Here is a 16,519-nt window from a genome sequence, read left to right on the forward strand (position 1 = left end):
GGCGAGATCCTTGTTTGTCGGTTGGCACTATTGCCTTCCCATGTATCCAAGGTAGATCGCCCTGAAAATTTGTCCACGGTTCTGGTGGACAAAATATTGACTAAAATCAAAAACTGCGGAGCTAAGGCCGCAGCTTTTCCTAACATCACTTATCGCGCCGAAGGCGTCATCCGCTCTTTTCCTACCCCCGCTTTTACAGAAGCCGGCGCGAAGCGACCGGTGGCGGCACTGAGCTTTTCTTGGCACAAAAAAAGGCCCCCTCGCGGGGGCCCCAAAGGACATGGATTGATCTTACAGGCTGGTGGAGCGCCAAAGCTTGCCTGCGATGCCACCGACGATGAGGGCCACCGGCATGAGCGCCGTCAGAGCCATCGGGGGCACGGAGGTGAAGAAGTTTCGCTCGCTCTCCTCCAACCCCGGGTAGAGCAGGCCCACAGCAACGCTGGCCAGCTGCAGGGCAACGACGACAAGCAAGCCCACCAGGGCGCCCTTTCCAAAGCCACCTTTGGGCGGCGAAACCGGGAGCCCGCTGGCCCTTGCCGCGCGCACGCGGGCCGCTCGCCAGTTCAACACGTAGAGAATCGCCAGCAAGAGCAGCACGGCTGCCCCACCAGCGGCTGCCAGGCCGGCCTGCCAGCCGTAGCCCTCGTTCTGGCCGATCTCTTGGGCCCCGGCAAGAAACAGCAAGCCCGCTCCCCCAAGGATCACAGTGGCGGGGGCCAACAAGCCCCACTGCATGTGACCGCCGGGGGTGTGGTGAGCGTTGTAAGACATGGGACCTCCTTAAAGTGGTGTTCCTCAATGCATACCGCGATTCCGGTCCTTGGCAAGGTCAGCCCTTCTTCTGGGCTCCGGCCGGCACCCAGCCGGTGGGCTGCTTCTCAAAGACGAAGTCGTAAGCCGGCGGCACGGGGACGGGATCGGGCTTCAACTGCTGCCCGCCCTGGAACCCGACCACGTCCAACGTTCCACCGGTCACGCACGTGGCACGCTGGGGACCAGTTGAGGTGCAATCCGCGGTGAGGTCTTTCCAACCCCGGACCTCGATTCGTTGGCCCATTTCACTGGAGAGGTTGGCATTGGCATGCGCCTCGTAAGCGTGGGCGACTTGTTCGATGGTGGGAAGATCAGCTTTGCTGCTGCAGGCAGCCAACCCTGCGGTGATCAGGCCGAGGGAAACGAGGGTTGCTTTCATGCCGGAGCTCCTTGCGTATGGGTCAAATCAACGTCGATCGTTTCATCGCGGTATCCGAGCCGAACCCTCTCTATCGTCACGTCCATCTTTGGCACCGTTCCCTCCACCCAGACCCGGTTGACGGAGAACACCACCAAATCGTCGCGGTAGCTGCGACCTTGTCGCGCCAAGTTCGCGGCCTCTTGGGCGTCCATTCGGATGAGCAGATGGAAGCGGCCGGCGTTGGGTGGGCTGGACACCCCCGTGGAGGTGCGGTGAACCCACGGCACAAAGCCCTTGCCGGTGACGCTTTGTCCCGCCGCGGACACCTGAGGCATCGGGATGAATCCTTCCAGCACGCCACGGTCGGCCCGATAGGCGACATCGCCCAGCGCTTGGAACGTGGGACGAATCGCAAACCGTCGGATGGCCTTGAAGCGCTGCAGGCGCGCGTCGAAGGCCGGGCCATAACGGCGCTCGATGGCAGCCGGATCATTGCCCGAGACACCGTTGGCGCCGTGGGCCTTCGTGTCCATCAGCCACCATTGCCTCAGGCACCACTGGCGCTTGTCGGCGTCGATCCGATAGGCCGAATGGGCCATTGCCAGCAGCTGCATGTCGCAGGTGTCCACGCCCCCGCCTCCGACAGCCGTCACTCCGGCCCGCAGGTGTTGAACCCCTTCCAAGCCTTCCTGATCCAGGTCCCAGTAGGTCCCAGGCGGCTCAAGGTAAGGGCTCCGCGACCTATCGCTGACCACCTTCGGCGTGCCTTGGATGGCTCGGCCGATGTGGCGAAGCAGGTCCGATCCGGCCCTCGATTGTGCCTGCGCTCCAGCCGCTGCAGTCAGGGCAAACGCCCCGATCAGCACGGTTCTTCTGACCCTCTTCATGGAACCCCCTGTTCCCACCAATAGATTTGGGATCTTGCGGCCAACTTACGTGGCACGTAGAGTCTACCCGGGGCGTAGCCTCTGGGTCATCCTGTCCGCATGCCTGCATTGCATCCGTTCAGCCCGTGACTGCCGCCCCGCCCGCTCCCCGAGCCGTGGTTGCCGCGCGTTTGCGCCAAGCCCGCGTCCTGCGGGGCTTTAGCCAACGCGAGGTCGGAGTGCGGATGGGGATGGACAAGGACGCTGCGTCGGCCCGCATCTCTCGGTATGAATCCGAGGGCATGTCGATCAGCCTGGAAGCCCTCTTCGAGCTGGCCCAGGCCTTGGAGGTGCCCCCGGCCTATCTCTTGGCGACCAGCCCAGCGATGGCCGATGCGATCTTGGCTTTGGGCGAGCAGAGCGTGGCCCAGCAGGAACGTTTTGCCGAACTGCTGGGCGTTTTGGGTGAGCTGCCGGCGAAGAAGCGCAACGCACTCATCGAGCAACTGTTACCGCCCGTCAAGGATTAGGGCATCGGCGAACAAGGACGAATCGACCCCATGTGGACATGGATCACCCACCTCTGCCGCCGCAATAGGACGGAGCCCACCCGGTCCGCCATTGCCATGGCCACACTGATCGAACTGAACATGCTGGAGCTCAACGCAGCGGAGGCCCGCAACCGCGTTGAACTGGACCCACCGGGGCATGAAGCAGCACTTCTTGAGAGATTCAAGGCATCGGCCCAGCTGATCCTCAACGAAAAGCCTCCATCCGACGCCGCAGACTCAACCTGGGAATCCCTTGGCCAGAAGGCACGCCGCCTAAACCGAGGATTCGCAGACCTCCGATTGCAACTCTCCCCGCCAGCGATCGTTGGTGGGGATACAGAGCGGCACGACAATACGCGTCCGGTCCTTTAAGGCGGCCAGGCCAGCTCTTCCATGCGGGCTTTCCTCCGTTGCATGTAGTGCAACATCCCGCTGGCGCACTGCTCAACAACGGGGCTTTCCTCAAAGGCCCCAACCCCAACCGCCGTCAGTGCTGCAATGACGCACAAGTTGGTGGTGGCCACCGCGTTGACGGTGGTCTGAAACAGAATGGCTGCCGGCACGTGCGCCCCGATCTGTCCATTGGGATCTTGATACATCACCCGAATGGCCTTCCCGCCATGGACCAGCCCGCAAAGAGGGTCCCACGAATTGGTCACCGTCCGAGCCAGCTTCTGAGGCTCATCGTCCTGCCCGATGCGTGCAATGGCCTGCTCCACGTCCGCGGCCAGGTCTTTGAGGGCAATAGCCACCCACTTTCCTTTCTCGTTTTTCCTTCGAGGGCCCCGATCTTCCTGGAGAAAGTCCGCCAGCTGTTCGTCGTCGGCAAGGAACTGGACAAACACCGCCCGCAGGAATTGCTCAATCTGGGAGCGGTGCATTGCCAAGGCCACCGCTGGAAGATCGATGGGATGGGTTTCCAACAGGAACAGCAACGCACGCCCGTAGTCCATCGAGGCCCTCAACAGTTGGAAAGCCGCCCGGTGACGCTCGCTGCCGGCGGGAACAGTGATGCGGGCCATGCAGGACATGTTCGATTCCAGGCTGGCCTTGGCCTCTCTGGCCTCCTGTGCGATGTCCAACGCCGTGGGCTGCCGCGTGGCAGCACGCGGCTCCAGCGCATCGCGGATCGCATCCTTCAACGAATTGTGCGTCATATCCTTTGCCCTTCATTCGCGTATTTCAAAAGATGCCTCAGAGCTGCGGCACGATCTTCCCAGCAATCTACGTTCCAAGATGGATGGTAGACCCAAGTCATCCACGCCCCCCCCGTTGCCATAATCGAGAGACCATACGTGGCGCTCCTCCAGATAGCGCCGCCTCCTGCCCTCGGAGTTGGCATGGCGAGCCTGGAAGGTAGGCTGGTCCGACCGCTTCCCGTGATCGAACATTCGCCAAGCGGTGCGGCCGAGCACCAGAATCACCTCTGGCCGGAGCAGAGGGAGGATCACCTCTACCAACAACTTCCCGCCTTGACTGAAGTCGGTTCCTGACGGACGGTGTCCAGCTCTCTTGCCGGCAAAGCGCTGGGACAAGTTGCAAAATGCGACGTGCTGCCAGGCGTGGGCGGCATCCACAACATTTGGGCTGCTTTGACCAGTCAGCAGGCGATCCAGCTCATCAAAGAACTTGCCACCACCTGTCCTCTTGCAAGTCTCCATGTCGCCGAACGTCTCGCGGGTGAATGGACGAGTGATAACGGGGTCGTCGGTCCACCCAGCCTCCCGGTAGTGGGACTCGCCCAGTAGCAAGACGCGGCGCCCTTCAACTCCCTTCCAGTAGCCGCGGCCGACGTAGGGCACGAAGGCCACCTCAGCCGGCCACGCTTCCATGTTCAACTCAGCCGGATCATCCATGCCATTGACCTTCGTATGATGGTGTCAGGCTACTCCACACCGTGCTGCCACGCAGCTATTGCACGCCATCCCATGCCATCCCATTTTTCCGCCACATTTAGCCGACAAAAAGCTCTTGCATACCGCTCGCACGTGCTTTAACTGTATGGGCCTTCAAGGATCCTGCGGAGGCCCCATGACAACTCACCATGGCTGGCAGGCGTGCCGCGCATGCCATGCACCAGGACTTGATGTGCGTGTGGAGGGAGGCTGGCACCTCCGTGCCAATCCCGGCTACTGGGGAACCAGCGTCCCTAAAACCTTGGTCCTGGGGTTTTCCAAGGGGGCCACCCAAATTGCCGCCGCCCAACACGGGAGCTTCGATGGGGTCGCCTTCGCGGGTGCTATGCGCCCTCGCCTCGCAGCTGTATTGCACGAGCTTGGGATCGATCTGGGTGGGCAAACGATCAACGACGCCCTGACCGCCGAAAGCCGCCACATGGGCGCCGCCTCCTTGGTGCGCTGCGGGTTGTCGGTGATGGACAACGGCAAGCTGGTCAGCAGTGGCACCATCATGCCCAAGGCCATGCGTTCGTCGTTGCCTTTGGAAGCCATGAAAACATGCGTGGCACGCCACCTGGACCCGTTGCCTGACAGTGTGGAGCGCGTGGTCTTGTTGGGGACCACCGATGCCTACATGAAGGGGGTCAAGGCGCTCATGCGCCAGCAATTCAACGACTTCCAAGAAATCAACGAGGTAGCCTTCAGCGCCCAAGGCCGGACATGGGTGTTTGCGTCGCACCCCAGCCCGGCCAACGGGACCTTTCAAGCCTGGATCGACGGTGACACCGCCACCGAACCGGGCCGCAAGAAGCAGCTGGCGCGCCAAGCGTTGGGTCACAAGGCCCCAGCGCAGCCCCTTTCAGCTCCGCCTCGCCCGGCACCGGCACCGATCCAGCGTGCCACGCCGCCTGACCCGATTTCACCAGCTAGGGCGTCCAACGGCGACCGTTTTGCCCGAGCCTTCCACCTGGTTCGCCACGATGGAAGGGTGATCGTCGCGGTGCGGATGAGGGACCGAGACACGGGAAACGTGGCGTTCCGGGTGGCCAAAATGGGCAACACCAAGGATGGCCAGCGCGAGATCCACGACGAAGCTGAGCTGTTGCGCTTGTGCGAGAGCGGGCAATACCAAGTGCGCGCCCAACCGTTGGACAAGTCCACACCGGCCAACTTTATTCGGCCGCTGCGAAACCACCGGATCGTGAAGACCCCTGCCCGTTGATCGCCGCACGGCGCGCCAATCCCTCGCAAAGCAACAAGCGAACCATCTCGCTGACATGCAGCCCCTCCCGGGCTGCCGCCTGTTCCAGCCGGTCTTTCAGCTCCTGTGGCACGCGGACGGCCATCTGCACGTAAGGTGGCCGGCTCACGTGGACAGCCTCGCCAGGGTGAGCACCCACGCCAGCACTAGCCCAGCCAGGATTTGGGCACGCAAGCGGTAACGCACACGAAGCGCCCCGCTGGCGTGCCGTGCATTGACCCAGAAGATGCCAGCCAGGCCCAACACGGTGGCCAGGAACGCTGCAGCCAGGACGGCGGCCAACACCGCGCCCACGGTGGTCATGCCAGCGCCCCTGCCATGGTGGCCAGGACGAACCACTGTCCAGCGATGAGGCCGTAGCCGATGAGCAATCCCTCCAAGCCCGCCCAGCGTTGGCCGGGGGTGCGCAGCAGCGCCGCGCTGTCGTTGAGCAAGGACCACCCGGAGAGGATGGACAGCCACTCAAAATCAATGGTCATAGCGGTCATAGATCGAGCCCCCCCCTCCAGCGGAATTGATGGTGGAGGGCAACATGACCTCCTCGTTTTTCACGCGTCCGAACACGCTGGCAAACACGTCCAACAGCGAGGTGCTTTGGGCCGCGTCCCGTTCGGCCTGGCGCGCATACTCGTCCAACCCAGACGGGAAAACCTGGCGTGCGCCGTTGACGGCGCCGCGCAACCCGCTGGCGTTGGGCATGCTCGCCCCAAAGGTGCGGTTCCACGTGTCGGAAAACCGGTCCAAGCCGTCCATGCCCATAAACAGCAATCGCGCCAGCACCAGGACAACCACGGCGTTGACGACAAGCCGCTTCGTCAGTCTGAATCCAATGAACATGTTCCCCCCTTTCGTTTCGTTGGTCGGTGTCAGACGCACGCATCGCGAACGTCATACGTTTGGGATACACCGACACGCGAAACCCACAAGGGGGTTATTTTGACTAAAGCTAAAAATTGGGAGAAAAGCCCGATCACGCTGCAGGCGCGGCTGCACTTGCCCGTCAGCCGGCGCTCGACTGGGGCATTGCTTTGAACGGTTCGACTGACGAAATTGGCAGGGCTAAATCGGGCCCAAGTCTTTGACCACCGCCTGGCCAGGCTTCAAAAAGCCCAATAGCAACCGTCCGCCGGCGACGGTCCGCCTCATGCTGGCGTTGAGGTATCGAGCCTGGAGCTGCGCTGCCACCAGCAGCTCCTGGGTGGCCATGCTGGGCGGCCGCTCCCTGAGCGGATCGCCGGGCGACGCCAGCTGTCCTCCTATGGGCTGGACAACCGCTGGAACGGTCAAGTCGTGCTTGGCATAGGCCGTGGCCATCATCCGGCCGTTCTTGGGCGACCAACCACCCAAGACCAACTCCGTGGTGCAGTGTTCCGCCGGCAACCCAGCCTCGGCAACGGCCTTCATGTAGTTGGGCCAAAGCTGATCGATCACGAGCCCGAGCTCAGCACTCAGTTGCTCCATCGTGAAATCGGCCCGAAAACTTGCCTCCAGGCACAGTTGGTAGATGCGAAAGAAGAACTGGGCTGACCCACGGGTCGCCAGCAACAGTTGGTGCTGGGGAATGAGGAGCAGTTTGGCTCCCGCCGAAGCTTGTCCGCTGTGCGCGTTTTCGGCCCATGTGTCCACGGTCACAACCAGCTGGTTGGCACTCAGCAGAACGTTGAGGATGCTCATCGCAAAAGTCTGGCGGCTTTCTGCCACTATCGGGCCTCATCTCCCCCCTGTCGAGCCCGATCATGGCCCAAACCCTAGAAGACCTGGCAGCGCGATTGGATGCCTGCGAAGTCGATCTGGAAGCCCATCGCGGATATCTCAAGGCGTTGGAGTATGGGCTGCGAACGATCATTGCCAGCCACCCGAGCCCCCAACTACTGCCTGTCGCTTGGAACATGGCTCTCGCGGGAATGGCCGACGCCCATGCCGGCCACCAGACGCTCACCTACAACACGACCTTGCAGCAGGGGCTGCAGGCGTTGACTCAACAATTCAATGCCCTTGGGCAAGGGCGCGACCGAGCATCCAACTTTCTTGGCTGACTGACTCGGGGGGCACGCAATGCCCCCCCACTCAGTCCACTTCACTCACCTGCCGGCTGAAGGCGTGGTGTTTTTGCGGCGGCCAACCTCAACGGGTCATGATGACTCGCGTGGATTCCCCATCCGAGAGCTTGACGCTTTGCATCAAAAGCCCACCCTGCGGAGGCATGAACTCTTGACCGGGAACGGACCACATGATGCCGGTGGTCAGGAAATATTCTCCTGCAGGCAGCCCAGTAAAACTGAAATTGCCTTGGGCGTCGCAAACCGATGTCTTACGCGCCTGCTTGTAATCGGCGCTGTCAGGGATGAACTGCACGTTGGCCGAACCCACGGTGGTATACCCGCTCTCGGCACTGCCGTAAAGCGCGAGCAGGCGCTCGCGACCATAGCCGGACTTGGGCTGCAAGGAGACTTCCAACCCCGCGCAGGTTCTGGGCTGACCACCCCGGGTTTGGAAGAAGGCTTGGCCGTTGATGGCGCCAGTGCCTTTCTCAGAGAACCAAGCAACTTCGCTGGGATCGAAAGTGGTGGTCAAAGCCACCTGCCGCGGCGGCGCTGGCGCAAACGTGGCGCAGCCTGACAGCAGCAAGATGCCGAGAGGAAGAACGAACTTTTTCATGGTGCCCCTGATAGCGCCTACCTTGGCGCGGGCACAGTTTACCGATTGCGTGACACCCCTCACAGTCTGCCCGAGCCGAGTTGGTCCCAGTGGCGTTTGTCTGGCATGGCATGGCAGCCAAAGCGGCTAGCCAAACCACCCGCGATCCACGCGCTCCAGATCGTGGTCTTCGCCAAAGGTGAGGGCAGCCTCTTTGGGCTGCAGGTCGCTGTAGCGGGACAACTCGGTGTCGGTGAGCCCCGCGTTCTGGATGGGGAGGGCGAAGTGCGCTTGCAGAGCGGCGTTGAAGGCGGTGCACCACTGGGCGTTGATGGTCGTCACGGGCGTTCTCTCTTAGGAAATGAAAGGGACCCCGAAGGGCCCCGTGGGGTTCAGGCGTCTTTGGGCTCCGGGAGGCGGAGCGCGACCACCCCGTTGACTGGCAGGGCGTTGAGCATGAACCTGCCGGCCGAACCTTGGCGATCATCGGCCAATGGGCTTCCCGGTCCCACCTCGGGGCTCCCTGGACGGGTGCGCCAGCAAGGGAGCGCTCGAGCGGTTTGAGGGCCGCCGCCGCCCCTAAAGACGGTCGAAGCCTCGGCCAACGCTGAACGCATAGAGGCTTGCGCCTTCGATCGCAGGGGATCACAGTGAAAAAAGGCCTTTCATGAGCAAAGACGACCACTGCTATGACCGTTCATCTTGATCAGTTCGCAGACCTGTGCATGGCTGCCCAGGGGTTTCGTCCCTCGCCAGCGAGGCTGACGGCGTTGTGTGATCAAGACCTGGTCTGGTTCCAGCCGGGCAAGCCAGCCCAGTTTGGACTCACCAAGCTGGGTAAGTCCCAGCTGATGGAGATGCTGAAGGCGTGTTGCTGCGGGACCGTGGATGATCCAATCGCCAGTGCCAAATCGATGCGACCGAACAACGCGGAGTTCTCGGCTGGAATGGCTTACTTCGACGAATTCGAGTGCAATTTGCGCTTGGGCGTTCGACCTGAAATTCTCCCGGACCGCCTTGCCTTCCTCGCTTGGCTGATCAAAGAGCAACCTAGCGCGCCCATGACCGCACAGAAAGCGCCATCGCCCACCCGACGCTGCCGACAGCCGTCCCGTCCGCACCTTGCACCATAGCACAAGGGCATGGCGTGTCTGACGGAGAGCGCAGGCGTGCTCTCGCAAGCCTAGGCGCTACCAAGTGCCCGCTTGCGCCATCCGTGCAACCGTATTGATCTTCGTAACAGACGCCGCAGGTGTCAATGCTGGCGATCGCCGGGCTCACGGCCTATTGCTGTACAGTTCAGACGCAGATGCATGGTTGTTCGATCGAGGCTTGCAAGCCAGTGGAGCTGGGGCTGAAGTTCATGGAAAGCTTGCCGATAAACCTGTAACAAGGTAAATGAGGCGAGAAGCCAAGCGAAGCGATGGCGCGTTTCAGATCGGGGGTTGCTTTGAGCGTTCGAGAAAATCGGCGTCGCTACGTCTCGACCGTAATAGGAGCCACGGCGGTGTGCCTCTTGGCGATGCTCGCGGTCGCCCAAGCCATCCTCTACGTGCGTGACAAGGAAGGGGCGGAGGCAGTGGCGGAAGCCGCGGTGACGCGCGCGGAGGCCATATCTCGTGACCGGCGCGTAGCGGCCGAACAAGCCTCTCGCATCGGACAGCCGCCTTGCTCCGACACCGACATCGACTCACTAAAGGAGATCGCGTTCCGCTCCATCTACATGAGCGACATCGGTCGCATCCGAGACGGACGCCTTGTCTGCAGCGCTCTCTGGGGGCGCTCGCGCCCCTACACCCTCCCCGCCCCACGCTTCTCCAGCGGCGCTGTCCGGCTTTGGCACGCGTCGGATCTCGTTGGCTCCCCCTACACCGGGTCCAATCTGATCGCCCAAGGCGACACGTTCACCGTGTCCTCCCCGTCTGCCTTCGAGAGCTTGGACCCTGCGCGCAGCAGCTCCATCAGCATCGAAACGAAGGACCGATCGTTTACATTCCGCACCTTGTCCCCGACCAGCCGCGTCGGCAGCCCGTCTCTCGTCCAAGCTCAACATTGCAGCCGGGTGGCCGACGTTTGCGCGTTCGTTACCAGCCCTAGGCACGTGGTGTCCGAACTGCCCTCGGCGTTGCTCACCACCATCCTGGCAGCGGGTGCCTCGGTAGGGCTTTTGCTCGCGTTCTTGCTGATCAAACACCAAATCACGGCTCGGCAAACCATCCAGCAACGGTTGGTGCTTGCACTGAAGCGCAGCGAGATCGAACTGGCCTACCAGCCACTGCGTCGAATTGGCACGCGGGAGCTCGTGGGATTTGAAGCGCTCAGCCGCTGGCGCCCGCCGGGAGACGATGAAATCCCGCCGGCCATCTTCGTGCCCATCGCCCACCGATTCGGCCTGAGTCCTGATCTTTTTCGATACGTGCTGGCCCGTGCCATGAATGATCTCGCCCCCGCGCTGAGGGAGCATAGGAACCTCTACGTAAGCATCAATGCCGAGCCCGTGGACATGGCCCAAGAGTGCGTCGTTCGCTACATCGGCAGCGTCACCAACGATTTTGGCGTGTTGCCAGAGCAAATTCGCATCGAGATCACCGAGCGGGAAGAACTCGTGTCCGCTGCCGCAAAGAGCAACATGCAGGCCCTCTCTGTTCTGGGATACCGGTTCTTGATCGACGACTTCGGGACCGGCAGCGCCAACTTCTCCCGCCTCGCCCAATCGCCGTTTCGAGGAATCAAGATCGATCGCATGTTCGTGGCCGCTATCAACGAGGACTCCCCCCTGCGGCCCGTTTTGCCAGGGATGTATCGCATCGCACGTGAGCTTGGGCTGGATGTCATCGCAGAAGGCGTCGAATCAGAGGCGCAAGATTTGCTGCTCTACCGGATTGCTCCAGAGGCTATTGGCCAAGGGTGGCACTATGGCTGCCCTCTCTCAACCAAAGACGCGCTTGCCGCCATCCAAGTTGGGTAGCCCTCGCGCACGGGTCGACCCGAGCGCGTTCACTGGCGCTTGACGTTCGCCCTAGCAAGATGTCCGTGCGTCCGATGGACGCGACAATCGTGAAAATCTCCGCTATGGCGCTGACCCCAGTTGGCGCCGCCGAACCCAAAGGGGTGACTCCCCCTCCCCTAGGTGACGCCCCGGCAGTTCAGGGCATCGTCGTGATCGGCACCCCTAGCAGGCGGCCTCTTTAGGGCAACGCGCGACACACACCCTCAGCAGTGGTCGCAACCGACTGGCCGCCGGTCTGGCCTTTTGCTGGTTAACGAACTGGCTCAGCGCTTTCCAACAGCGCCGCTCGGTTACTTCCCTGTGCCTAAGGCTGTCGCCGTGCAGCCCGCCTCTTTATCATGCTCCTGCGACGGCAATAGAGGGATCGGACAGCGGTATCTGGCGTGCGGACTGCGCGGACGACCCCGTAGATGAATTCTTCAGAATCCAATTGTCTCATCTGGTTCCGGTGGGGTTGTCGCGGTGCATCATATGCATTCCGCTCTGTTCAGCTTTTTGTTCATCTTCATGCCCAACATTGGACGTTTCTTCATCGATCAGGTTGAGGGTGTGCGGCGGGCCGACGGCTCGCTCTTGCAGGTCACGCGGATCAGTTGCGCTTGTCTGGAATGCGGCCGCCAACTGCGATTGGTTCCAGGGCATGGCCTGCTGGACTTGGACGGCGCCGCCGTGCTCACTTGCCCGCTCTGTGACAACCGCTAGGCGGTGGCACGCGCGAGGTTGGAAAAGCTTTGCCCCCAACCTAACCACCCGCGCATGGCGAGTCTTGATTGAAGAGTGGACCGCTGTGTGCTGGCCCGAAAGGGCCGATTGACGGTGCAGTCAAGCGGAACGCTCACCGGTTTCCAACGCTTGAGCTTGGGGCCACCCTGCTGCCAGACCGCGATTCGGTGGCCAGCCAATGGAGGAGGGGTATGCACAAGGCTGAGACGGAGGCGTTGGTCAAGTTGGAGCTCCGCCTGAGCGAGTGCGAGAGGCGCCTGCCCAACGCTGAGGGCGAAACCAATGCCTTGGAGTATGCGGTCAGGGCTTTGGTGGCCAGTTCTGCCAATCCCACCGCGGTGCGCCTTGCATGGGCCCACCTGATGCCCATGATCGTCGACATCCATGTGCCTCCCCAGCCAACGCTCCAATGCAGACTTTCTGCTTGGCTTGCGTCATGGACTGAGGTCCGTGGCCGAGCAAATCGACGCTTTGCCCTGCCCCCTAGAGACCTCCCAGATCGAGAACGGTTGCTTGGCCCTTTGAGAGAATTGCTGCCAACAGACGACCGCCCGCTAATGGCCGCTCGCTGTCGCCGTTGAGGTAAGCGGCTTGCAAGCGTCCTGCTGCCATCAACTCCGCCCGTCCCATGCCTGCTGGCTGATTCCGCAAGGGCTCTCCTGGCGACGCCAAGCCTCCCACCAGCGCTTGGACCACGGCGGGACGGCCATCTTCGGACTTTGCATAAGCGGTGGCAACCATGCGCTGGGCGTGCGCCGACCAGCCGCCCAAAACCAACTCGGTGTGCATAGCGCTGATGGGTATGCCAGCGGCTGCCGCCGCGCTCACGTAGTTTGGCCAGAGGCGATCAATCACGCCGCCAAGCTCGCCGGACAGCCGCTCTATCGTGAAGTCTGCTCGAAAACTGGCTTGGAGACAGAGCTCGTAGATTCTTAGGAAGAACTGGGCCGACCCACGCGTGGCCAAGACGGCGTTGTGCTGAGGCAGCAGAAGCAACTTGGCGCCCTCTGAGTGCGCCCCGGTTTGAGCATCTTGCGCAAGGGTATCGACGGTCACAGCCAAGTGATCGGCACTCAGCAACACGTTCAAAATGCTCATCTGCCGTCCTTGGGATCCATTCAGTCGATTGAACCTTCCAACGCCAATTCAGCCATAGGGGTTGTTGAGAATCTCAGACGCAATCCGCTCTCCCGCGTCCAACGCATGGAGGCACGACGACGCTTTGATGCTCAAATCCGAGCGCCCTCCCACGCCATGGACCTCGACAGCGAGAAGAACCCAACGGCTTTCACTGAGCCGCCAGATCTCGGAGGTGTAAACGTGCTCTCCCACCGACAAGGTGACCCGTTCTAAATCTTTGCCCGGCTTGGAAGTACCCATGGCCCTCGAACCCTGACTGTTCAAAAGCAGTGTGCACGCGAACGCCGCTGGCCTCAACTGATCGCCTTCCTGCGACGCGGGGAGTCACACTCAAGCGAAATGCCCCCCGATGGATCAGACCCAGTCCTCATTGGATGCCGGCGATGTGACCGTGACCTGCCCAACCTGGGGTGGCCGTCATGGCGTTGAAAGGGCGGGACATAGTGAGGGGGCCGCGCCCACCGCGTTCGGGGCATCTCCGGCCGACTCCACCGCTGAAATGGGCCCGATCTGCAGCAGAGCCAAGGCCGCCAAGCACGCCTGCCGACTGGCGAACGTCTCCCGGGGAGCCATCAAAACATGCCCGCGTGGCGCCACCAGCCGCCAGCGCCAACCTTCCGCCCCGGTGATCCGGGCCCAAAATCCCACCCGGTGGTATACCTCAACGTACATAGCTGCCTTGCGTGATCAATCTGCGATGCTAGCGCCATCGAACCGAGCTCGGCCTATCTTCCGGCCGGGCGTTTAACTCGTCTTTTGAACAACGCGCTCAGGCGTGCGTCGCTAGAGCCTGCTCCGGCCCCGGGACGCCCCGGCTCACAGGCTCATCCAGCAGGTTTGAGCCCCCAGGACGTCCGGGAAGAGACCGCAACAATTGACTCACCCTGTGGACGCTTCCTCCCCTACCCCCCTCCGCACCCAGCACGTAGAGAACCCGCCCCTCAAACTGGGCGGATGCCAGCTCAAGCCCCTCCACGTCTGCCAACTTCTTCGTCAGAAGAGCTCGCCACGACGCGGGCGGTTCGGATTCAAATTCGACGATCACCGCGGTATCACCGCACTCCAGCGGCATGATTTCGACGCGAAGGGCGTGGGGCGACGCTGCCGGCAAATCGGGGGCGGATCGGGCCATAGTGGGAGTGTCCAGGCGGGAGGGGGTGGGGATTGAGTATCCAGCCCTCGCGGCAAAACCGCGTCAAGGCGCGACGGCGCCCTCGCCTTCCCGTGATTGCCGTCATCACAGGGATGCACCAGCGCTTTACTCCCCGTCCTGCATGATTCCTCGAATTTTTGATCAACCAGGTTTGCTATGACTGCCTCTCGTACCCTCGCATCCTTCTTGTAGAGCACGACGTCGCCATCCGCGAATCGATGCAGGACGTTCTCAAAGACAGCGGCTATGACATCACTGCGGTCGGAGACGCTGAAGCGGCTGTGGAGCGCTTGGCACAGCAACCCGCCTTCGATCTCCTCATCTCCGACGTGGGCCTGCCGGGGATGAACGGGCACGATCTCGCCAAGCACGCCATGGCACGCCACCCTTCCGTGACGGTCCTGCTGGTCACCGGTCACGGGGGCGTTTCCGGCGCAGACCCACACTTCCTCGAAAACGACGTTATGCTGCTCAAGAAGCTTTCACGCTGCTGGAGTTGCTGGGAACGGTTCGTTCGACGCTTTGACGGCTTCCAGCAACAACTCGGTCACTCTTCTTTCCAACTCCCCCGCGGCGAACGGCTTGGTGAGTATCTCCATGCCAGACTCAAGCTGGCCGGCTCCTACCGCGACGCTTGCTGCATAGCCGGTGATGAATAACACCGGCGTGTCGGACGGCGCTGCCGGCCCGCGTCCGCCACCTGCCGCCCATTGAGCGAGCCCGTCAGGCCCACGTCCGTAATCAGCAAATCAAAGTGCTTTTCGCTGGCATGCACAGTGAGGGCGTCGCTGCCGTTTGCAGCCGCCTTCACGCGGTGGCCCAAACTGCTCAGCACCTCTTTCACCAGCGTGCGCATGGCGGTCTCGTCTTCTACCAGAAGGACCGAGCGACCAGGCGACGTGGCTGGGGGAAGCGCGGGCGTTTCCTGGATTCGGTCATCGGTATCAGCCGTGCTTTGCGGCAAATAAAGGTGCATCGTGGTTCCCACCCCAGGGATGGAGTCAACCGCCACCTGACCGCCGGATTGGCGCGTGAATACGTAGATCGGCAAGCCCCACCCCGTGCCCTACCCGATCGGCTTGGTCGTGAAGAAGGGCTCGAACACCTTTTCAACAACGCTCGCGTCCATGCCGGTTCCCGTGTCTCGGACCGACAAGCGAACATAGGGTCCAGGCGTCAGCACCAAACGCTCCGCCAGTCCGCCATCGACGTGTGAGAGCTCGGCCTCAATCGAGATGCGCCCTCCATCCGGCGTCGCATCGCGCTCGTTGATGCACAGGTTGAGAAGGGCGTTTTCCAGCTGCGGAGCATCCACCCGCACGACGTCCTCCACTTGATCCGACCGCGTCTCGATCTCAATGGAGGGCCCGATGGAGCGGGCCAGGATGTGGAGCGTCCTGTTCACCATGGCCGACACGTGGATGGCCGACGGTGCCAACGTCCGCCGGCGAAAGAACGCCAACAGTCGTTGGGTTAACGCTGCAGCTCGGTCGGCCCCCGTTCGAGCCATCTCCACGTAGCGACCCAGGTCCTCCAAACGGCCTTGGCCAACGCGCATCTCCAACAGCTCCAAGCCCATGGAGACCCCGGTGAGCATGTTGTTGAAGTCGTGGGCAATGCCGCTGGCCAGTTGGCCGGGGGACTCCATCTTCTGGCCCTGTCTCAGCCGTTCCTCCATCGCCATCAGTTCGTCAGTGCCGGCCTGCACCCGCTCTTCAAGCGTTGCGGTCAACTGCTGCAAACGCTCTTGAGCCACGCGGCGATCGGTGATGCCGGAGGCTGCACCGAACCACTCGCTCACGTTGCCTTCGCTGTCCATCAACGGGACTGCCCGCAACTGTATCCAGCGGACGGAGCCGTCTGGCAACAAGGCGCGGTGTTCTACCTCCAACGGCGACGCCAACTCCGGGGCATGAGCAATGGCCAATTCCACCGCGGGCCTGTCCTCGGGGTGGATCAGCTGTTGACGCCAGTTGCCCCCAGTGGCCTTGAGCTCGGCCATGTCCCCTTGGCGATAAATCTGCTCCTGCTGCCAATCGGGGGAGATTGAGTAACGCGACTGGGTGGCCGCGGCCACCAGTGCCCCCAGGGGCCGCTCGCTTG

At 62.1% G+C, this 16,519-nt stretch carries 23 protein-coding genes; 7 read left to right on the forward strand and 16 right to left on the reverse strand.

All coding sequences use genetic code 11. The features are described 5' to 3' along the window. Nucleotides 1-291 precede the first annotated feature (291 nt). Genes ACZK4Z_RS13930 through ACZK4Z_RS13940 form a run of 3 tightly spaced genes read right to left on the reverse strand, consistent with a single transcriptional unit; the run spans nucleotide 292 to nucleotide 1,791 of the window. Nucleotides 292-774, reverse strand: a complete 483-nt coding sequence (locus tag ACZK4Z_RS13930) for a hypothetical protein (protein ID WP_061478924.1) — start codon at nucleotides 772-774, stop codon at nucleotides 292-294. 58 nt (nucleotides 775-832) lie between these two features. Then, nucleotides 833-1,195 (reverse strand): hypothetical protein, encoded by a 363-nt coding sequence (locus tag ACZK4Z_RS13935; RefSeq protein WP_061478925.1) that lies wholly within the window; start codon nucleotides 1,193-1,195, stop codon nucleotides 833-835. Then, nucleotides 1,192-1,791: a hypothetical protein gene (locus ACZK4Z_RS13940; protein ID WP_235649997.1), complete on the reverse strand. Its 600-nt coding sequence runs from the start codon at nucleotides 1,789-1,791 to the stop codon at nucleotides 1,192-1,194. Before ACZK4Z_RS13940 ends, ACZK4Z_RS13935 begins: the two co-directional genes overlap by 4 nt. Nucleotides 1,792-2,294: 503 nt before the next feature. Between ACZK4Z_RS13940 and ACZK4Z_RS13945 the strand changes: the two genes are divergently transcribed. Together ACZK4Z_RS13945 and ACZK4Z_RS13950 are read left to right on the forward strand one after the other, a co-directional pair. Next, nucleotides 2,295-2,573: a helix-turn-helix domain-containing protein gene (locus tag ACZK4Z_RS13945; protein ID WP_478450872.1), complete on the forward strand. Its 279-nt coding sequence runs from the start codon at nucleotides 2,295-2,297 to the stop codon at nucleotides 2,571-2,573. Nucleotides 2,574-2,669: 96 nt separating this feature from the next. After that, on the forward strand, nucleotides 2,670-2,966 hold the full coding sequence (locus ACZK4Z_RS13950; RefSeq protein WP_143568383.1) for a hypothetical protein: 297 nt from the start codon (nucleotides 2,670-2,672) through the stop codon (nucleotides 2,964-2,966). Here the strand turns inward: ACZK4Z_RS13950 and ACZK4Z_RS13955 are convergent. Further along, nucleotides 2,963-3,751, reverse strand: coding sequence for a DUF6988 family protein (locus ACZK4Z_RS13955; RefSeq protein ID WP_054172066.1), 789 nt, complete (start codon nucleotides 3,749-3,751; stop codon nucleotides 2,963-2,965). The genes ACZK4Z_RS13950 and ACZK4Z_RS13955 overlap by 4 nt on opposite strands. Before the next feature lie 12 nt (nucleotides 3,752-3,763). Next, complete coding sequence (locus tag ACZK4Z_RS13960; protein ID WP_235649996.1) at nucleotides 3,764-4,450, reverse strand: uracil-DNA glycosylase family protein; 687 nt, start codon at nucleotides 4,448-4,450, stop codon at nucleotides 3,764-3,766. A 175-nt stretch (nucleotides 4,451-4,625) separates the two neighbouring features. Between ACZK4Z_RS13960 and ACZK4Z_RS13965 the strand changes: the two genes are divergently transcribed. After that, the gene (locus ACZK4Z_RS13965; RefSeq protein WP_143568382.1) at nucleotides 4,626-5,714 is read left to right on the forward strand and encodes a hypothetical protein; all 1,089 of its coding nucleotides are present in this window, start codon (nucleotides 4,626-4,628) and stop codon (nucleotides 5,712-5,714) included. A 144-nt stretch (nucleotides 5,715-5,858) separates the two neighbouring features. On the opposite strand, the gene ACZK4Z_RS13970 is transcribed toward ACZK4Z_RS13965, so the two are convergent. The 4 genes from ACZK4Z_RS13970 to ACZK4Z_RS13985 form a co-directional block, all read right to left on the reverse strand. Continuing rightward, nucleotides 5,859-6,056 (reverse strand): hypothetical protein, encoded by a 198-nt coding sequence (locus tag ACZK4Z_RS13970; RefSeq protein WP_046272122.1) that lies wholly within the window; start codon nucleotides 6,054-6,056, stop codon nucleotides 5,859-5,861. Continuing rightward, on the reverse strand, nucleotides 6,053-6,232 hold the full coding sequence (locus ACZK4Z_RS13975) for a hypothetical protein (protein WP_046272123.1): 180 nt from the start codon (nucleotides 6,230-6,232) through the stop codon (nucleotides 6,053-6,055). The genes ACZK4Z_RS13970 and ACZK4Z_RS13975 overlap by 4 nt, the downstream gene beginning before the upstream one ends. Continuing rightward, on the reverse strand, nucleotides 6,222-6,590 hold the full coding sequence (locus ACZK4Z_RS13980) for a hypothetical protein (protein ID WP_478450873.1): 369 nt from the start codon (nucleotides 6,588-6,590) through the stop codon (nucleotides 6,222-6,224). Before ACZK4Z_RS13980 ends, ACZK4Z_RS13975 begins: the two co-directional genes overlap by 11 nt. Nucleotides 6,591-6,812: 222 nt before the next feature. After that, the gene (locus ACZK4Z_RS13985; protein ID WP_061478970.1) at nucleotides 6,813-7,427 is read right to left on the reverse strand and encodes an apurinic/apyrimidinic endonuclease family protein; all 615 of its coding nucleotides are present in this window, start codon (nucleotides 7,425-7,427) and stop codon (nucleotides 6,813-6,815) included. A 62-nt stretch (nucleotides 7,428-7,489) separates the two neighbouring features. Between ACZK4Z_RS13985 and ACZK4Z_RS13990 the strand changes: the two genes are divergently transcribed. Next, nucleotides 7,490-7,789 carry a hypothetical protein gene (locus ACZK4Z_RS13990; protein ID WP_100443809.1) on the forward strand — a complete coding sequence of 100 codons (300 nt, stop codon included), beginning with the start codon at nucleotides 7,490-7,492 and terminating at the stop codon, nucleotides 7,787-7,789. Nucleotides 7,790-7,877: 88 nt separating this feature from the next. Here the strand turns inward: ACZK4Z_RS13990 and ACZK4Z_RS13995 are convergent, their stop codons facing one another. Together ACZK4Z_RS13995 and ACZK4Z_RS14000 are read right to left on the reverse strand one after the other, a co-directional pair. Next, the gene (locus tag ACZK4Z_RS13995) at nucleotides 7,878-8,411 is read right to left on the reverse strand and encodes a hypothetical protein (RefSeq protein ID WP_061478932.1); all 534 of its coding nucleotides are present in this window, start codon (nucleotides 8,409-8,411) and stop codon (nucleotides 7,878-7,880) included. A gap of 126 nt (nucleotides 8,412-8,537) precedes the next feature. Then, entirely contained in the window at nucleotides 8,538-8,732 is a 195-nt protein-coding gene (locus ACZK4Z_RS14000; RefSeq protein ID WP_061478933.1) for a hypothetical protein, read from the reverse strand. 347 nt (nucleotides 8,733-9,079) lie between these two features. Here ACZK4Z_RS14000 and ACZK4Z_RS14005 point away from each other — a divergent pair, with 347 nt between their 5' ends. Together ACZK4Z_RS14005 and ACZK4Z_RS14010 are read left to right on the forward strand one after the other, a co-directional pair. Continuing rightward, nucleotides 9,080-9,523 (forward strand): hypothetical protein, encoded by a 444-nt coding sequence (locus ACZK4Z_RS14005; protein WP_061478934.1) that lies wholly within the window; start codon nucleotides 9,080-9,082, stop codon nucleotides 9,521-9,523. A 389-nt stretch (nucleotides 9,524-9,912) separates the two neighbouring features. Next, nucleotides 9,913-11,358: an EAL domain-containing protein gene (locus ACZK4Z_RS14010; RefSeq protein WP_235650041.1), complete on the forward strand. Its 1,446-nt coding sequence runs from the start codon at nucleotides 9,913-9,915 to the stop codon at nucleotides 11,356-11,358. 477 nt (nucleotides 11,359-11,835) lie between these two features. Here the strand turns inward: ACZK4Z_RS14010 and ACZK4Z_RS14015 are convergent, their stop codons facing one another. The 3 genes from ACZK4Z_RS14015 to ACZK4Z_RS14025 all read right to left on the reverse strand — a co-directional run bounded on the left by ACZK4Z_RS14015 (nucleotide 11,836) and on the right by ACZK4Z_RS14025 (nucleotide 13,503). Then, entirely contained in the window at nucleotides 11,836-12,042 is a 207-nt protein-coding gene (locus ACZK4Z_RS14015) for a hypothetical protein (RefSeq protein ID WP_153643642.1), read from the reverse strand. A gap of 564 nt (nucleotides 12,043-12,606) precedes the next feature. Further along, nucleotides 12,607-13,221: a hypothetical protein gene (locus ACZK4Z_RS14020; RefSeq protein ID WP_032971128.1), complete on the reverse strand. Its 615-nt coding sequence runs from the start codon at nucleotides 13,219-13,221 to the stop codon at nucleotides 12,607-12,609. A gap of 48 nt (nucleotides 13,222-13,269) precedes the next feature. Next, nucleotides 13,270-13,503 carry a hypothetical protein gene (locus tag ACZK4Z_RS14025; protein WP_106468504.1) on the reverse strand — a complete coding sequence of 78 codons (234 nt, stop codon included), beginning with the start codon at nucleotides 13,501-13,503 and terminating at the stop codon, nucleotides 13,270-13,272. Nucleotides 13,504-14,553: 1,050 nt separating this feature from the next. Here ACZK4Z_RS14025 and ACZK4Z_RS14030 point away from each other — a divergent pair. After that, entirely contained in the window at nucleotides 14,554-15,075 is a 522-nt protein-coding gene (locus tag ACZK4Z_RS14030; RefSeq protein ID WP_061478936.1) for a response regulator, read from the forward strand. Here the strand turns inward: ACZK4Z_RS14030 and ACZK4Z_RS14035 are convergent. Both ACZK4Z_RS14035 and ACZK4Z_RS14040 read right to left on the reverse strand, forming a co-directional pair. Beyond that, a complete protein-coding gene (locus ACZK4Z_RS14035; protein WP_065427813.1) occupies nucleotides 15,039-15,467 on the reverse strand; it encodes a response regulator in 429 nt (142 codons plus the stop codon). The genes ACZK4Z_RS14030 and ACZK4Z_RS14035 overlap by 37 nt on opposite strands. A gap of 15 nt (nucleotides 15,468-15,482) precedes the next feature. Continuing rightward, entirely contained in the window at nucleotides 15,483-16,493 is a 1,011-nt protein-coding gene (locus tag ACZK4Z_RS14040; protein ID WP_082783306.1) for a sensor histidine kinase, read from the reverse strand. Nucleotides 16,494-16,519 lie beyond the last annotated feature (26 nt).

Source organism: Stenotrophomonas sp. 71799_Sma, assembly GCF_056482505.1.

What these genes read in the sequence shown, in the direction of transcription:
- ACZK4Z_RS13965 (WP_143568382.1), top strand. Translation starts at nt 4,626, where the DNA reads ATGACAACTCACCATGGCTGGCAGGCGTGCCGCGCATGCCATGCACCA.
- ACZK4Z_RS13975 (WP_046272123.1), bottom strand. Translation starts at nt 6,232, where the DNA reads ATGACCATTGATTTTGAGTGGCTGTCCATCCTCTCCGGGTGGTCCTTG.
- ACZK4Z_RS13930 (WP_061478924.1), bottom strand. Translation starts at nt 774, where the DNA reads ATGTCTTACAACGCTCACCACACCCCCGGCGGTCACATGCAGTGGGGC.
- ACZK4Z_RS13950 (WP_143568383.1), top strand. Translation starts at nt 2,670, where the DNA reads ATGGCCACACTGATCGAACTGAACATGCTGGAGCTCAACGCAGCGGAG.
- ACZK4Z_RS13970 (WP_046272122.1), bottom strand. Translation starts at nt 6,056, where the DNA reads ATGACCACCGTGGGCGCGGTGTTGGCCGCCGTCCTGGCTGCAGCGTTC.
- ACZK4Z_RS14015 (WP_153643642.1), bottom strand. Translation starts at nt 12,042, where the DNA reads ATGCCCTGGAACCAATCGCAGTTGGCGGCCGCATTCCAGACAAGCGCA.
- ACZK4Z_RS14020 (WP_032971128.1), bottom strand. Translation starts at nt 13,221, where the DNA reads ATGAGCATTTTGAACGTGTTGCTGAGTGCCGATCACTTGGCTGTGACC.
- ACZK4Z_RS13945 (WP_478450872.1), top strand. Translation starts at nt 2,295, where the DNA reads ATGGACAAGGACGCTGCGTCGGCCCGCATCTCTCGGTATGAATCCGAG.
- ACZK4Z_RS13990 (WP_100443809.1), top strand. Translation starts at nt 7,490, where the DNA reads ATGGCCCAAACCCTAGAAGACCTGGCAGCGCGATTGGATGCCTGCGAA.
- ACZK4Z_RS14010 (WP_235650041.1), top strand. Translation starts at nt 9,913, where the DNA reads ATGCTCGCGGTCGCCCAAGCCATCCTCTACGTGCGTGACAAGGAAGGG.
- ACZK4Z_RS14005 (WP_061478934.1), top strand. Translation starts at nt 9,080, where the DNA reads ATGACCGTTCATCTTGATCAGTTCGCAGACCTGTGCATGGCTGCCCAG.
- ACZK4Z_RS13940 (WP_235649997.1), bottom strand. Translation starts at nt 1,791, where the DNA reads ATGCAGCTGCTGGCAATGGCCCATTCGGCCTATCGGATCGACGCCGAC.
- ACZK4Z_RS14025 (WP_106468504.1), bottom strand. Translation starts at nt 13,503, where the DNA reads ATGGGTACTTCCAAGCCGGGCAAAGATTTAGAACGGGTCACCTTGTCG.
- ACZK4Z_RS13995 (WP_061478932.1), bottom strand. Translation starts at nt 8,411, where the DNA reads ATGAAAAAGTTCGTTCTTCCTCTCGGCATCTTGCTGCTGTCAGGCTGC.
- ACZK4Z_RS13980 (WP_478450873.1), bottom strand. Translation starts at nt 6,590, where the DNA reads ATGTTCATTGGATTCAGACTGACGAAGCGGCTTGTCGTCAACGCCGTG.
- ACZK4Z_RS13935 (WP_061478925.1), bottom strand. Translation starts at nt 1,195, where the DNA reads ATGAAAGCAACCCTCGTTTCCCTCGGCCTGATCACCGCAGGGTTGGCT.
- ACZK4Z_RS13985 (WP_061478970.1), bottom strand. Translation starts at nt 7,427, where the DNA reads ATGAGCATCCTCAACGTTCTGCTGAGTGCCAACCAGCTGGTTGTGACC.
- ACZK4Z_RS13955 (WP_054172066.1), bottom strand. Translation starts at nt 3,751, where the DNA reads ATGACGCACAATTCGTTGAAGGATGCGATCCGCGATGCGCTGGAGCCG.
- ACZK4Z_RS13960 (WP_235649996.1), bottom strand. Translation starts at nt 4,450, where the DNA reads ATGGATGATCCGGCTGAGTTGAACATGGAAGCGTGGCCGGCTGAGGTG.